Genomic DNA, 15,530 nt, shown 5'->3' with positions numbered 1-15,530 from the left:
TTTATTTTAAATATAAGTAATGGTTGCTGTAATCAATTATTGCTTTTCCTTTTAATAGAATATCAGCGCCAATAATGCCATCAACAGGTTTGGTTTTATAATGCATCAAAGCTTCATTTACATGACTCATGTCAAAGACAATTAAATGAAGTTTGTTGTTTTTCCATCTTCCTAATTGAATTTCATTGTTTTTTGCCAATTGTGTTTCAATTCCTGTTGCGCCAGCTCCAGCAGCTTTAGTTTCTGAAAATTGAGCATCCAATTGAAAATGTTCAATACTCTCATATCCTACACAACTATTACTGGCTCCTGTGTCTAAAATGAAATTGCCTTTAACACCATTTATCTTTCCTTTGATTAATAAATGTTGGGTTTTTAGCACTGTGAACTTTATCTTTTTATATTTTTTCCCCTTTAAAAAGTCTTGCAAATCTTCCATGAATCAAAAATAGAAAATAGTTGTATTATTTCAGTCTTAATACTTTTATTTTAACTTTGCACTTTGTAACCCAATCTACTAATGATACTAACAGATACACACACCCATTTATATTCTGAAGAATTTGATCAAGACAGAAGCGAAATGATGCAAAGAGCAATCAATGCTGGAATTTCACGCTTTTTTGTTCCTTCAATCGATTCTAATTATACAACTAAAATGTATGATTTGGAAAAACAGTATCCTGAAAATGTGTTTTTGATGATGGGTTTGCATCCAACGTATGTGAAGGAAAATTACTTAGAAGAATTGGCGCATGTAGAAAAAGAATTGGCTTCGAGAAAATTTTATGCTGTTGGAGAAATCGGAATCGATTTGTTTTGGGATAAAACCTTTTTGAAAGAACAACAACATGCTTTCAAACATCAAATCCAATTGGCAAAAAAGTATAAACTAGGAATCAACATTCATTGTCGTGATGCTTTTGATGAGGTTTTCGAAGTGTTAGAAAGTGAAAAATCGGATGATTTATTCGGAATTTTTCATTGTTTTACGGGTGATTTGGTTCAAGCCCAAAGAGCTATTTCATTAGGAATGAAATTAGGAATAGGAGGAGTGGCAACTTTTAAAAATGGAAAGATTGATCAGTTTTTGAACGAGATTGATTTACAACAGATTGTTTTAGAAACCGATTCGCCATATTTAGCACCAGTTCCATATCGTGGAAAGCGAAATGAAAGCAGTTATACCTTGCTAGTAGCACAAAAGTTAGCCGAAATTTATCAGCTTCCAGTTGAAGAAATTGCGAGAATTACTACAGAGAATTCAAAACAAATTTTTGGAATTTAATTTAAAATAAAGGTTCATTTCATAAAATTTTTGTTCTTTTGTGAACTGTTTTTAATAAATATGACAAAATTCGATTCTATTCGCCCGTATTATGATTCTGAAGTAAACGAAGCTTTAAAGTCTTTGTTACATCATCCTATGATGAAGGCTATGATGGATTTTACTTTTCCTGAATTAGAAGATGAAGTTTGGAAAGAGCAGTTGAGTAGAACCCATTCTATTCGCGATTTTCAAGTTAATTTTGTTTATCAATCAATACAAAGAGTTTTAGAAAGAAGCTCAGAAGGGCTTTCTACTTCTGGTTTTGAAAAATTAGAGCCTAATACATCATATCTATTTATTTCCAATCACCGCGATATTATCTTAGATACGTCGTTATTGAACGTTTCGTTGTTTGATTACGGTTTGGTTATGACAGCTTCGGCTATCGGAGATAACTTAGTTCAAAAAGATTTTCTTTTAAAATTATCAAAACTCAACCGAAACTTTTTAGTTCAACGTGGTTTATCGCCTAGAGAATTATTACAAAGTTCTAAGTTGATGTCGGAATACATGTATCATTTATTATCAAAGGAAAATCGTTCGGTTTGGATTGCACAAAGAGAAGGAAGAACGAAAGATGGTAATGATGCAACACATCAAGGTGTGTTGAAAATGATTGCTATGGCTTCTGATGAAGCTTGTTGCATGAACTTTTTTAAGAAATTAAAAGTTGTTCCTGTTTCAATTTCGTACGAATATGATCCAACAGATGCTTTAAAAATGCCTCAATTGATTGCGCTTTCTAAAGATGAAGTATATATTAAGGAGAAAAACGAAGATTTCATTACATTGTTAAGTGGAATCATCGGTCAAAAGAAACGTATTCATATTCATATTGGCGATGTTTTAGAAAACGAATACGAAAAAATCATAGCTGAAAACGATAATAATAACAAACAAATCCAAGCTTTGGCACAAGTAATAGACGATTCTATTTTGCAATCGTATAAATTATGGCCAACCAATTTTATAGCTTACGATATTTTGTATAAAACCAACCAGTTTCAACATTTGTACAACGAAAAAGAGCGTCAATTGTTTGAAAGAAGATTAGAAATGCGAATTGATGCTGATAATGAAACTATGAGAGAAGGTTTCTTGGCGATGTATGCTAATCCGGTTGTGAACAAACTAAAATACACTAATGACATCTGTTAAACCAAAAATACTCTTAATCTATACCGGTGGAACTATCGGAATGGTAAAAGATTTTGAAACAGGAGCTTTGAAGGCTTTTGATTTTAATGAGTTGTTAAGCAGAATTCCCGAATTACATTTATTGGATTGTCAAATTGAAACAATTTCATTCGAAGTTCCTATCGATTCTTCGAATATGAATATTTCCAATTGGCAAAAAATGGCTAAAATCATTGAAGAGAATTATACTTCTTTTGATGGTTTTGTGGTTTTACATGGTTCGGATACGATGTCTTATAGTGCATCGGCATTAAGTTTTATGTTGGAAAACCTGGCAAAGCCAGTAATTTTTACAGGATCTCAGTTGCCAATTGGAGATTTAAGAACAGATGCAAAAGAAAATTTGATTACGGCAATTCAAGTAGCTTCTTTACGAGATGGCAAAAAATCTGCAATTCAAGAAGTGTGTTTGTATTTTGAGTATAAATTATACAGAGGAAACAGAACAACAAAAATAAGTGCCGAACATTTTAATGCATTTACTTCTCCAAATTTTCCCGAATTGGCGGAATCTGGAGTGCATTTAAAGGTGAATTCTGACATAGTTATCAAACAAAATTCTAATAAAAAGCTTAAAGTACATACAGAGTTTGATGATAATGTGGCGATTTTAAAAATTTTCCCTGGAATCAATCAGCATGTTTTGGATGCATTTTTTGCAATTCCTAATCTAAAAGGTATCGTTTTGGAAACTTACGGGTCAGGAAATGCGCCTACAGGAGAATGGTTTGTATCAACATTAAGTAAGGCAATTAACAATAATATCCATGTAATTAACGTTACACAATGTAGTGGAGGTAGTGTTTCGATGGGAAATTATGAAACAAGTACACAATTAAAAAATATTGGCGTAATCTCAGGAAAAGACATAACAACAGAGGCGGCTATAACTAAACTAATGTATCTTTTAGGACAAAAAGTTTCAAATAACGTTTTTAAGACCATTTTTGAAACCGGAATTCGAGGAGAAATGTTTTAAAAATAACATATAAAATTTTTATACATGAGATTTTTTGCGTTATTTAGCACCCTTAAAATCGAGTATTGTGCCGATAGAGAGGTGGCCGAGTGGTCGAAGGCGCACGCCTGGAAAGTGTGTATACTCCACAAGGGTATCGAGGGTTCGAATCCCTTCCTCTCTGCAGAACGATATTAATTTTAAATTTTTTATAAATATTTTTATATCTTTAAACCCAATTAACTAATTAAATTTAAGAACAAAAGCGATGAAAAGATTATTTTCTATTTTAGCAATCACGGGGCTTATGACTTTTGGAAATGTTCAAGCTCAAGATTCAACTCAAGCGGCAGCTCCTGCTACAGAACAAGTTGCTGATTCAACTGCAACTGAAGCTACAACTGATGAAGCTACTGCAACAACTGACGAAGCTGCTCCAGCTGAAGAAGTTACTTTCACTCAAGGAATGAAAAAACGTTTTATTGAAGGTGGACCTGCTTTCATGGGAATTGTATTAATCTGTTTAATTTTAGGTTTAGCAATTGCTATCGAGAGAATTATCTACTTAAACTTATCTTCTACAAATTCTAAAAAATTAATTAGTGAAGTAGAAAGTGCTTTAAATTCAGGTGGTGTTGATGCTGCTAAAGAAGTAGCTAGAAATACTTCTGGACCAGTTGCATCTATTTTCTACCAAGGTTTAGATCGTTATTCTCATGGTTTAGATTCAGCTGAAAAATCTATCGTAGCTTATGGTGGTGTTCAAATGGGTCAATTAGAGAAAAACGTTTCTTGGATTTCTTTATTTATTGCATTAGCACCGATGTTAGGATTCATGGGAACGGTAATCGGGATGATCGAGGCGTTTGACCAAATCCAATCTGCAGGATCTATGGAGCCATCTTTAGTTGCTGGAGGTATTAAAGTTGCCTTATTAACAACTGTATTCGGACTTATCGTTGCTATTATCTTACAAATTTTCTATAACTATATCACTGCAAAAATCGATTCTATCGTTAATGATATGGAAGATGCATCTATCAGCTTAGTTGATATGTTATCTGATTACAGCAAAAAATAATTAATAAATATATAACTGTTATGAATTTACACAAAGTAACAAAAATAGCAGCTATTGTAATTTCAATATTAAGTTTAGTTGCCTTAGGAGGCTTAATGGCTACAAGTGATAGCGAAGACAATAGTTGGATCTCTCCTCTTATATATTTATCTTATGTAATTCTACTTGCTTGTGTAGTAGTAGTTTTAATTTATGTATTTAAGAACTTATTCTCTCACAAAGAGAATTTAAAGAAAACTTTAATCTCTGCAGGAGTATTTTTAGCAGTAGTATTAGTTTCATTCATCTTAGCTGATGGTAGTGAAGTTAAATCTGCTACAAACGAGGTTATTGCTTCAGAAAGTACTTCAAAATGGGTTAGTACAGGTTTAAATACGTTTTATTTGTTAGCAGTTGCGGCAATTGGAACTATGGTTTGGACTGGTTTTAACAAAATTAAAAAATAATTATGGCTAGAAAAGGAAGAGGTTTACCACCTGAAGTAAATGCCGGTTCTATGGCAGATATTGCTTTCTTACTTTTGATTTTCTTCTTGGTAACTACAACTATTGGAGTTGACCAAGGGATTAACAGACTCTTGCCTCGTTGGGAAGAAAACCCACCTGTTCCGCCTATTAATGAAAGAAACATTTTAACAGTTTTGGTTAATAAAGACAACCAACTTCTTGTTGAAGAGAAGATAGTTGAACTTAAAGATTTAAGACAAACTGCTATTGAGTTTCTTGAAAATAATGGTAATGGTAGTTGTGCTTATTGTAATGGGAAAAAAGATCCTAATTCATCAGATAGTCCTGGTGATGCAGTAATTTCCTTAAATAACGACGGGCAAACATCTTACGAAATGTATATTGCTGTTCAAAACGAATTAGTTGCAGCTTATAACTTTTTAAGAGATAGAGAATGTAAGAGACGTTACGGTATGACTTTTACAGAAATGGAATACATTTATAATGATCCAGCTTCTAAAGCAACCGAAGGTTTAGTAGAGGATTTGAAACCGAAAGTGGAAAAAATTCAAGAATTATTTCCAATGAGACTTTCAGAAGCAGAACCAAAAAAATAATTAATATAATATTAAGAAAGTATGTCTAAATTTAAAAAGAAAAAATCGGGTGATCTTCCTGCTATTTCAACTGCATCTTTGCCAGATATTGTATTTATGCTTTTGTTCTTCTTCATGACTGCTACTACAATGAAAGATAGTGACTTGAAAATTGAAAATACACTACCTAAAGCAAATCAAACAGCTAAATTACATAAGAAACAATATGTTATGTATATCTATGCAGGAAAACCAAGCGAGAGATATCGCGCTACTTTAGGTGCTTCTGACCGTATACAATTAGCTGATAAAATGGCTTCACCTGCTGAAATAAGAAATTTTATTATTTCTGAAAGAGCACAACGTAATTCTGAAGACGAAAAATACCTTACTGCATCCTTAAAAATTGACAAACAAGTTAAGATGGGATTAGTAAGTGCAATCAAATTAGAGTTGCGTAAGATTAATCAATTGAAAGTAAATTATACTACTGCACAAGGAAATCCTGTTGAATAGTATAAATTTCATAAATAAAAAAAGGTACGCATTAGCGTGCCTTTTTTATTATTTTTATAAAAAAAATTAATGCGACAATTTAGATCTCTTTTTTTTCTATTTTTTTCTATAATTGGTTTTTCACAATCAGAGAATAAACCCGTTGTTGATTCTTTGTTTCGTGAGGATCAATTTTATATTTCTGTTTCTTATAATTTTCTTCAAAAAACGCCTGACAATTTTAGTCAGTATTCTTTTTCTACTGGTTTATCAGGTGGATTTTTGAGAGATTTTCCTTTTACTAAAAACAGACATTGGTCTATTGCTCCTGGAATTGGTTATTCGTTTAACGATTTGAAGCAAAATATCGATTTATCCTCTGTATCTACGAGTACTTCAACTACAGTTGTTAAAAGTAGAATGCTACTTCATTATTTAGATTTTCCTATTGAAGTTCGTTGGCGAAATGCAACACCAGAAAGTCATAAATTTTGGCGTATTTATGGGGGTTTTATGATGAGCTATTTAATTAATGGAAACTTCGAATATGAAGGCGCTATTGGTTCTGGGGATGAAAACATCAACGTTATTTTAAATAAATTTCAATACGCTACCTATCTAAGTTTTGGATTCAATACATGGAATGCTTACATTCATTATGGTTTAAATCCGTTTTTTGATAAAGATAAAACGGCTGCAGAAAATAAAGTTACTACCTTAAAAATAGGATTGATTTTTTATATTTTATAACCAATACTGATATAAAAAAACTTGTGGTGCAGCACCAATTAAGATACCAGCAATAAGTTCTGTGTATGTATGCGCTTTCATATACAATCGAGAAGAAGCAACTAATCCAACACAAACTATACAAAAAGCAGTTAGGTTTACAAACGGTAATTGATAATACATGCTCAAACCATAAATAAAGCATGTTAAAGCACTTATTCCTATCATGTGCAAACTAGCTTTGAATTTTAATAAAACAGCTGCTAAAACGATAATACTGCTTATTAATCCGCCAAGGAAAAAGAAATAGAGCTCGGCAACAGTATCTCTTGAAACACTAAATTGGATTAACACAAATAATAATATTGCTTGAACGGCAATTGGCATTTTTCTTTCACTAATGCTGGCTTCCGTAAAGGAAGTAACTACACCTAATGAGCGAAATAAAAAATACATCGACAAAGGTAGAAGCAAGGTTAATATTGTTACTTGAATTAGTGTAACTAATATTTGTGAATTATAAAAAAATGGACTCGCGATTAAAAAGAAGAAAAGCGTTCCATATAAGGAAACAAATATGGGATGAAAAATATAGGAAAAAACAGGTAATATTTTTTTTAAATCCATATTCTTAGATTTTTTTTCTCAAACGCGCTACTGGAATATCTAGTTGTTCGCGGTATTTTGCGATGGTTCTTCTAGCAATTGGATAACCTCTTTCTTTCAAAATTTCCGCTAACTGATCATCTGGTAAAGGTTTTCTTTTATCTTCTTCCGAAATAACTTGTTGTAAGATATTTTTAATTTCGATTGTTGATACTTCTTCACCTTGATCGTTTGTCATCGATTCACTAAAGAATTCTTTGATTAGTTTTGTTCCGTATGGCGTATCAACATATTTGCTATTGGCAACACGCGAAACCGTTGAAATATCTAAACCAACCATATCGGCAATGTCTTTTAGAATCATCGGACGAAGTTTGGTTTCTTCTCCTTCTAAAAAGTATTCTTGCTGATAAAACATTATCGCATTCATGGTCACATACAATGTTTCCTGACGTTGTTTAATCGCATCAATGAACCATTTTGCCGAATCTAATTTTTGCTTGATAAATTGAACTGCATCTTTCTGCGAACTCGATTTTTCAGAAGTGTCTTTATAACTCTGCAACATTTCTTGATAATCTTTAGAAACGTGCAATTCTGGAGCGTTTCTTCCGTTTAACGAAAGTTCTAGTTCGCCATCAACAATTCGAATAGTAAAATCAGGAACAATATGTTCTACAGCTTTTTGATTACCGTCGAAACTTCCTCCTGGTTTCGGATTTAGTTTTTCAATTTCGTCAATAGCTTTGCGCAGTTGTTGTTGCGAAACGTCAAATTTTTGTAACAATTTATCGTAATGTTTTTTGGTAAAAGCATCAAATTGTTGTTCAATCACATTAATAGCTAAAGCAATCGAATCCGATGGCGTTTTGTGTTTTAATTGTAACAACAAACATTCTTGTAAATCGCGAGCACCAACACCTGCAGGTTCTAAGTCTTGAACCAAATGTAAGATGCGTTCTACTGTTGGCTCGTCGGTATAAATACCTTGAGTGAAAGCCATATCATCCACAATATCTTGAATGCTTCTTCTGATATAGCCCATATCATCGATACTTCCTACTAAAAACTCAGCAATGTCTCGTTCCTCATCAGTTAAAATAAAAGTATTCAACTGATTGATTAAATCTTGATGAAAACTTACTGGAGCCGCAAAGGGCATCGTTTTGTCTTCATCGTCATCGCTGTAATTGTTGGTTTGATATTTATAATCTGGCGTTTCGTCATTGCTTAAATATTCGTCAATGTTGATGTCGCCTGTATCGATGTGTTCGTTATCGTAATCGTCGTAATCATCAGTATCACTTCCATAATCATCTAAATCGTAATTATCTTCCTTGCTACTTTCTTCCAAAGCAGGATTCTCTACTAATTCTTCCTGAAGACGTTGCTCAAAAGCTTGCGTAGGCAATTGAATTAACTTCATCAACTGAATTTGTTGAGGCGATAATTTTTGAGATAATTTGAATTGTAAACTGTGTTTTAACATTAATGTTTGTTTAATTGATTTAATCGTTTAACTGTTTAATTGTTTATTAAATTTACTATTTAATACATCGACAGTTAAACAATTTAACAAGATTCTAAAATTCTGCGTTTTGTGGTGTTCTTGGGAAAGGAATTACGTCTCTAATGTTACCCATACCAGTTACAAAAAGCACTAATCTTTCAAATCCTAATCCGAATCCTGAGTGAACAGCAGATCCGAATCTTCTAGTATCTAAATACCACCAAAGTTCTTCTTCATCGATTCCTAAGGCTTTCATTTTTTCTACAAGTACATCGTAACGCTCTTCTCTTTGAGAACCTCCAACGATTTCTCCAATTCCTGGGAATAAGATATCCATGGCTCTTACAGTTTCTTTTCCTGGTTCAGTGTTGTCGTTCAAACGCATGTAAAACGCTTTAATTTTTGCGGGATAATCAAATAAAATTACCGGACATTTAAAGTGTTTTTCTACTAAGAAACGTTCGTGCTCACTTTGTAAATCAGCACCCCATTCGTTAATGATATATTGAAATTTTTTCTTTTTATTTGGTGTTGAATCTTTTAAAATATCAATTGCTTCTGTATAAGAAACACGTTTGAAGTTGTTATCAAGTACAAAACTTAATTTTTCTAACAACGTCATTTCGCTTCTATCTGCTTGTGGTTTTGATTTTTCTTCTTCTAAAAGTCTTGCTTCTAAGAATTTTAAATCATCGCCACATTTATCAACCGTATATTTGATAACGTATTTGATGAAATCTTCAGCCAAATCCATGTTATCCGCTAAATCATTGAAAGCCACTTCTGGTTCAATCATCCAAAACTCCGCTAAGTGACGAGAAGTGTTTGAATTTTCTGCACGGAATGTTGGTCCAAACGTATAGATTTGACCTAATGCCATAGCAAAAGTTTCGCCTTCTAATTGTCCAGAAACGGTTAAGTTGGTTTGTTTTCCGAAGAAATCTTCTTTGTAGTTGATGCTTCCGTCTTCGTTTCTTGGAGCCGAACCGTCAATTGGTAAAGAAGTTACTTGGAACATTTCTCCAGCACCTTCAGCATCAGAACCTGTGATGATAGGCGTATTTACATAGAAAAATCCTTTTTCTTGAAAATATTGGTGTACTGCAAACGCTAAAGTTGAACGCACACGCATTATTGCTCCAAAAGCATTCGTTCTTACACGTAAATGAGCATTTTCGCGTAAAAATTCTAACGAGTGTTTTTTAGGTTGCATTGGGAATTTCTCTGCATCGCTATCGCCTAAAATCTCTAATTTCGTTACTTGAATTTCTACTTTTTGTCCAGCACCACGGCTTTCTGCCAAAGTTCCTGTAACGCAAATAGCGGCCCCGGTTGTAATTCTTTTTAAGGTTTCGTCAGGTGTGTTTTCAAAATCTACCACACACTGAATATTATGAATAGTCGAACCATCGTTCAACGCAATAAATTGATTGTTTCTAAATGTTCTAACCCAACCTTTTGCTGTTACTTCATGTAATGTTTTTGTGCTGTTTAAAAGGTCTATGACTTTTGAGTGTTTCATTTCGATTTATGATTTATAATGCAAATATACTATTTCTCGTTTGAATTTTCTTCTTCAATATCTTCTGCTAAAATATCTAATGTTGGTTCTAAAAATTCTTGTTGGTTAGCAATCGTTTTATCTAACGAAAGTAACAATGCTGGTAATAGAATTAAATTAGATAACATGGCAAATAACAAGGTTGTGGCAACTAATCCTCCTAATGCAACAGTTCCGCCAAAGCTAGATAATGTAAATACTGAGAATCCAAAGAACAACACTACTGAAGTGTAAAACATACTAATTCCTGCTTCTTTTAGTGTAGCGTAAACAGATCGTTTTATTTTCCAATCGTTAGCTTTTAACTCTTGACGGTATTTCGCCAAAAAGTGGATCGTATCATCCACCGATATTCCAAACGCAATACTAAATACTAATATGGTAGATGGTTTAATTGGGATTCCAAAATAACCCATCAATCCAGCAGTCATAACTAAAGGTAAAATATTTGGTAATAATGATACAACTATCATCTTGAAAGAACGGAACATATATGCCATTAATAGCGAAATTAGAACAATAGCAAAAATTAGCGATTGTACTAAATTGTCAATTAAATAATGGGTTCCTTTTTCAAAAACATAAGCTTTTCCTGTTAGTGAAACTTCGTAGCGTTCTTTTGGGAAAATGTGATTGATTTTGTCTTGTAAACGTTCTTCAATTTTTTGCATTTTGTCCGTACCAATATCTCGCATAAAAGTTGTGATGCGAGCATATTGCCCAGTACTATCAACATAGCTTTTCAGCATATTCTCGTTTCCTTTTTTAGTCGAATTTTTTATGTACGATAAAATGAAAGCTTCTTCTTGTTTGGTAGGTAATTCGTAATATTCAGGATTTCCGTTATAGTAAGCTTGTTTTGAATATTTGACTAAATTAACAATAGAAACAGGTTTAGATAATTCAGGAATTTCTTCAATGGTTTCTTGAAGTTCTTCTATTCGTTTTAATGTTACTGATTTTAAAGCTCCTTTAGGTTTTTTAGTATCAATCACAATTTCTAATGGCATAACACCATCAAATTCCTTTTCATAGAATAAAATGTCTTTGTAAAAAGGAGCCTTTTTCGGCATATCTTCAATAATACTTCCTGAAATTTTAATTTGATAAATTCCAATAATTCCCATCACTAAAATCCCAATGGCTGTTGAAAAAACAGCAACTCGGTGATGTCTAATCGTGTTTTCAATCCAATTCATGAAAGTTGCCATGTAGTTTTTGCCAAGATGAGCTAAATGTTTTTCCTTAGGCATTGGCATATAACTGTAAACAATTGGAATGATAATTAAACAAAGTATAAATAAGAAAACAATGTTTAATGAAGCTACAATTCCAAATTCTTTCAATAATTTACTATCTGTAAAAATGAATGTTCCAAAACCAGCAGCAGTAGTTAAATTCGTCATTAAAGTAGCATTTCCTACTTTAGAGATTACCCTTTGTAAGGATTTGGCTTTATTTCCGTGATTTTTAATTTCTTGCTGGTATTTGTTGATAAGGAAAATACAGTTAGGAATTCCGATAACAATGATTAATGGAGGAATAATTGCTGTTAAAACGGTTATTTCATAATGTAACAAACCTAGTGTTCCAAACGACCACATTACTCCAATAATTACCACAAACATGGAAACCATGGTAGCTCTGAAACTTCTAAAAAAGAAAAAGAATAGTAATGAAGTAATTCCTAGTGCTGCACCAACGAACAATCCAATTTCACTAATAATACTATTAGCATTCAGTGTTCTAATATAGGGCATTCCAGAAACACGAAGATCTAATCCGGTTTCTTTTTCGAAGGCGTTAATTCTGTCTTGGTTAAGATGTTTTTCAATAAATTGTTTTCTTGCTGGCGTGTTTACAATTTTTTTATCCATGTAAATAGCAAAACGCACTGCTCCACTTTCTTTATTGAACAGCATACCTTCATAGAAAGGTAAATCGTTGAAAAACTCTTTTTCCTTTTCTTTTAAATAGGTGTCAGAAATACTATCATTATTGATGAAAGAAACTAACTTGAATTTTTTTGCAACAGTGTCTTTTTCTAAAACTTGTAAATCTTCAATTGAAAGCGTTAGTTCGGTTGACTTGTCTTTCTTAATATCAGCTGTAAATTTTTCCCAAGCTCTGTAGTTTTTCTCATTAAAAAAGTTTTTGTCTTTAAATCCAAGAACTACAAGATTTCCTTCTTCTCCAAATTTCTCTAGAAACGAATTGTACTGAATATTTACTTCGTGATCATCAGGTAATAAATTGGCTTCGGTAAAGGTAAAACGCATGTTTTTCCATTGAAACCCCATGAATATGGTGAAAAGTAAAATAAGGATTAAAAGAAAAACGCGATTTCTTAAAATTTTACCGGCTATATAATTCCAAAAACTAGTGCTCAACCACTTTAACATCTCTCAAAAATTAGGGTGCAAAGGTAGCAAAACTTCCTTAATTTATTGGAACAGAATCAATAATTAAGATAAATTTAAAGTCCTAAATCTAAATAATAAGAAACTTTGATAGCGATGTTGTCATCAAAATTCGCTAATTGATTTGGACCATAACGATAAAAGGCAACCAACCCTAAACCTTTGAAAATTTTATTACATTCTATACCACTTTCAAAAAAACCATCTTCCATTGTTTTATATGCAATTCCTAAATGTTGGTTATTGTGGTTATTTGATCCAAAAGCCATACGTGTAACAACAGTAAATTCAGGATTTATTTTGTAGCCCAATCTTATTTTGTTAAAAGTATGTTTTAATTGTAGTGAAGCGTATTTGTCTGAGAAAAATTCATTAAAATACATGGTTTCAAAACTGTTTTTACCTGCAAAAGTAATACGTTGTAAAATGGCTTCTCTGTTTAAGTTATTTGGAACAATGCTGTATAAATGTGTAATTGGGACATCTCCAAATGCAATTCCTGTTTGTAAAAGAACAGAACTTTTTTGTCCTGATAAATAAGGTAATTCATAGAATGTTTTGAAATCAATCTTAGAAAAAACAAAATTATTATCTAATAAATTTGGTAACGTTTGTGTAAACTGAATTGAGAATTTTGGATGTCTTTTTTCATACTCAATTTTGCCCATTGGTGTTTGCATATAATTGCTAAACGGATTCCATTGAAATGCTAATTGAACTGCAGTTATAGTATAATCCGTATACGATTTATCTCCTTTTACAAAAGTGTAATCAAAAAGCGGTTGAATTTGATTGTGAGAAATTCCAAAATAACTTGATGTTTTTGGTAAAAATTTACTTTCTACAAATACAGAGCTCATTTTGTTGTTGTAAAATGTAGAGATGTTAATAGGTCTTGGGTCATAAATTTTAAATCTACGAGAATCTGTAGCAAAATTTGTTTGTGCAATCTCGCTAATATCATCCGCATAGGAAGCGCTAACCCAAGTTTCCGAATTTTTATGCGCTAGATATGAAGGTGTGATTCCATATTTGAACTCTTCATCTTTCAAACCATAAGCGCCATAAAAAGCAATTTTGTATTTTTCAGATAATTTTGAATTAGTAATAGCGCCTAATCCTAATCTGAAACCTTCAAAATTGTTGTATTTAACAATGCTTCTTAAATCAATATCAAAAATTGAAACAGGATAATAACCATTAAATATTTTTCTACCAAGAAAAAGTTTGTGTTCTATTTTTTCCGAAACCGATAAACTATCAATTGAAGTGTACGTTCTTAGTTTTCTGTTGTCAATAGTATCTTTTTTGAAAGCATTCCAATAATCGTTATCTTGTTTTAGACTTGAATTTGGGACTTCAATTTTTACTCTTGGTTTTGTAAAAGTGATTGACTTGTTTATTTCTATGTCAAAAGGTGTTGACTCAATGGAAACATAAGCTTGGTCGGTGGCATTTTTACTTTCCGTTAAATCCAAATCGGAACTAAATTTTATAGTACCACCTAAGATTTTAATATCTTCGTGATTATTTCCTTTAGAAACTTTAAATTTTCTGTTTTTTGGGAACCAAATATCGATGTCTTTTCTGTAATCAAATGTATAAGTAGCATTGATGTTTACCATACCATAAATTCTGAAATAGGCTTTACAAATAGCAAAATTTACTGTGTCAATATATAACAAACCTCTTAGTCGATTTGTATTTAATTTTTTTGGCTCGAAGTAAATTCTATAAGCACTTCTACCGTCAATTTTAACTGTATCTATTAACTTGTAATTGTAAAGTTTGCGGCCAAAATTTGAAATTGGGTTTTGAACTGGAATTTCCAAGATTTCAAACGGATTTTCATAAACAGAATAAGAAATTAATTTCAGACCTAAATATTCATAAATCGGTTTTTCAAAACCAGCCATTCGAGTAGCTAAAACAGTTTCTTTGTATTGGGATTGATTGTTTTGAATTAGATTTACTTTTTCAGTTTGATACAAATGCTGTTTTTCTGAAAACTTTTTAAACTTGTAGTTAGTGGAATCTAATTTCATTAAAGGCTTTCTCAAAAACCTTTTTTTGTAAATGGAATCAATTTTAGAGGTAATACTATCAGGATTTGCAGTTACCTGAAGATATTCGTAATTTTTATATTGAAAGCTTGATAATCCTTTTTCGGGGTCGTTTGTTTTTTTGTTTTCAATTACTTTTTTAATGATGTTGTTTACCTTGTTTTCGGTATAAATTTCTGCTTTTTTCTCGTTTAAATCATTAATTAATTTAATCGTGATGTTGGTAACTTTAGGCTGTGGATAGGTTATTTTTTCATAATATCCTTTGAAATTAACCTTGATTGGTAATTTGAAATCTTTTACTTCAATAGTGAATTTTCCTTCCCAGTCAGCATTAAATTTTGAGTTATTATAAGTAATAGAGGCAAAGGCAATAGGTACTTTAGTATCATAATCGATAACTTGTCCTTTTACTTTATTTTGTGCAATAAAACTATGTGTTATGAATAAGCTCAAAAAAAGCCAAAAATATTTCATGTAAGTTATTTCAAGTATTCTACAAATATATTCAAAATAAAAATCCCGAATGTTAATCGGG

At 31.9% G+C, this 15,530-nt stretch carries 14 protein-coding genes and 1 tRNA gene; 9 read left to right on the top strand and 6 right to left on the bottom strand.

Translation table 11 applies throughout. The features are described 5' to 3' along the window. Position 1: 1 nt before the first annotated feature. Positions 2-439, bottom strand: a complete 438-nt coding sequence (locus LOS89_RS11985; RefSeq protein WP_231835477.1) for a retropepsin-like aspartic protease — start codon at positions 437-439, stop codon at positions 2-4. 81 nt (positions 440-520) lie between these two features. On the opposite strand from LOS89_RS11985, the gene LOS89_RS11980 reads away from it, so the two are divergent. From LOS89_RS11980 to LOS89_RS11940, 9 genes are all read left to right on the top strand, one after another. After that, positions 521-1,288, top strand: coding sequence for a TatD family hydrolase (locus tag LOS89_RS11980; RefSeq protein WP_231835476.1), 768 nt, complete (start codon positions 521-523; stop codon positions 1,286-1,288). Positions 1,289-1,348: 60 nt separating this feature from the next. Then, a complete protein-coding gene (locus LOS89_RS11975) occupies positions 1,349-2,488 on the top strand; it encodes a 1-acyl-sn-glycerol-3-phosphate acyltransferase (protein WP_231835475.1) in 1,140 nt (379 codons plus the stop codon). Further along, the gene (locus LOS89_RS11970) at positions 2,475-3,506 is read left to right on the top strand and encodes an asparaginase (RefSeq protein WP_231835474.1); all 1,032 of its coding nucleotides are present in this window, start codon (positions 2,475-2,477) and stop codon (positions 3,504-3,506) included. The genes LOS89_RS11975 and LOS89_RS11970 overlap by 14 nt, the downstream gene beginning before the upstream one ends. A gap of 75 nt (positions 3,507-3,581) precedes the next feature. Further along, positions 3,582-3,669 (top strand) — tRNA-Ser (locus LOS89_RS11965). Between the two features lie 84 nt (positions 3,670-3,753). Further along, the gene (locus LOS89_RS11960; RefSeq protein WP_231835473.1) at positions 3,754-4,566 is read left to right on the top strand and encodes a MotA/TolQ/ExbB proton channel family protein; all 813 of its coding nucleotides are present in this window, start codon (positions 3,754-3,756) and stop codon (positions 4,564-4,566) included. A gap of 20 nt (positions 4,567-4,586) precedes the next feature. Beyond that, the gene (locus tag LOS89_RS11955; protein ID WP_231835472.1) at positions 4,587-5,012 is read left to right on the top strand and encodes a hypothetical protein; all 426 of its coding nucleotides are present in this window, start codon (positions 4,587-4,589) and stop codon (positions 5,010-5,012) included. A 2-nt stretch (positions 5,013-5,014) separates the two neighbouring features. Continuing rightward, positions 5,015-5,629, top strand: coding sequence for an ExbD/TolR family protein (locus LOS89_RS11950; RefSeq protein WP_231835471.1), 615 nt, complete (start codon positions 5,015-5,017; stop codon positions 5,627-5,629). Between the two features lie 21 nt (positions 5,630-5,650). Further along, a complete protein-coding gene (locus LOS89_RS11945; protein ID WP_231835470.1) occupies positions 5,651-6,124 on the top strand; it encodes an ExbD/TolR family protein in 474 nt (157 codons plus the stop codon). Between the two features lie 69 nt (positions 6,125-6,193). Beyond that, positions 6,194-6,853, top strand: coding sequence for a porin family protein (locus LOS89_RS11940; protein ID WP_231835469.1), 660 nt, complete (start codon positions 6,194-6,196; stop codon positions 6,851-6,853). On the opposite strand, the gene LOS89_RS11935 is transcribed toward LOS89_RS11940, so the two are convergent. The 5 genes from LOS89_RS11935 to LOS89_RS11915 form a co-directional block, all read right to left on the bottom strand. Further along, positions 6,848-7,459 (bottom strand): hypothetical protein, encoded by a 612-nt coding sequence (locus LOS89_RS11935; RefSeq protein WP_231835468.1) that lies wholly within the window; start codon positions 7,457-7,459, stop codon positions 6,848-6,850. The genes LOS89_RS11940 and LOS89_RS11935 overlap by 6 nt on opposite strands. Positions 7,460-7,463: 4 nt before the next feature. Further along, the gene (rpoN, locus tag LOS89_RS11930) at positions 7,464-8,927 is read right to left on the bottom strand and encodes an RNA polymerase factor sigma-54 (protein WP_231835467.1); all 1,464 of its coding nucleotides are present in this window, start codon (positions 8,925-8,927) and stop codon (positions 7,464-7,466) included. Positions 8,928-9,021: 94 nt separating this feature from the next. Then, complete coding sequence (asnS, locus tag LOS89_RS11925; RefSeq protein ID WP_111566274.1) at positions 9,022-10,470, bottom strand: asparagine--tRNA ligase; 1,449 nt, start codon at positions 10,468-10,470, stop codon at positions 9,022-9,024. A 29-nt stretch (positions 10,471-10,499) separates the two neighbouring features. Then, a complete protein-coding gene (locus tag LOS89_RS11920; RefSeq protein ID WP_231835466.1) occupies positions 10,500-12,911 on the bottom strand; it encodes an efflux RND transporter permease subunit in 2,412 nt (803 codons plus the stop codon). A 74-nt stretch (positions 12,912-12,985) separates the two neighbouring features. Continuing rightward, positions 12,986-15,469, bottom strand: a complete 2,484-nt coding sequence (locus tag LOS89_RS11915; RefSeq protein WP_231835465.1) for a DUF5686 family protein — start codon at positions 15,467-15,469, stop codon at positions 12,986-12,988. Between the last annotated feature and the right edge of the window lie 61 nt (positions 15,470-15,530).

The sequence above is a fragment of the Flavobacterium channae genome, assembly GCF_021172165.1.
Classification (GTDB): Bacteria; Bacteroidota; Bacteroidia; order Flavobacteriales; family Flavobacteriaceae; genus Flavobacterium; species Flavobacterium channae.
This window is presented reverse-complemented; position numbering and strand designations above follow the sequence as displayed.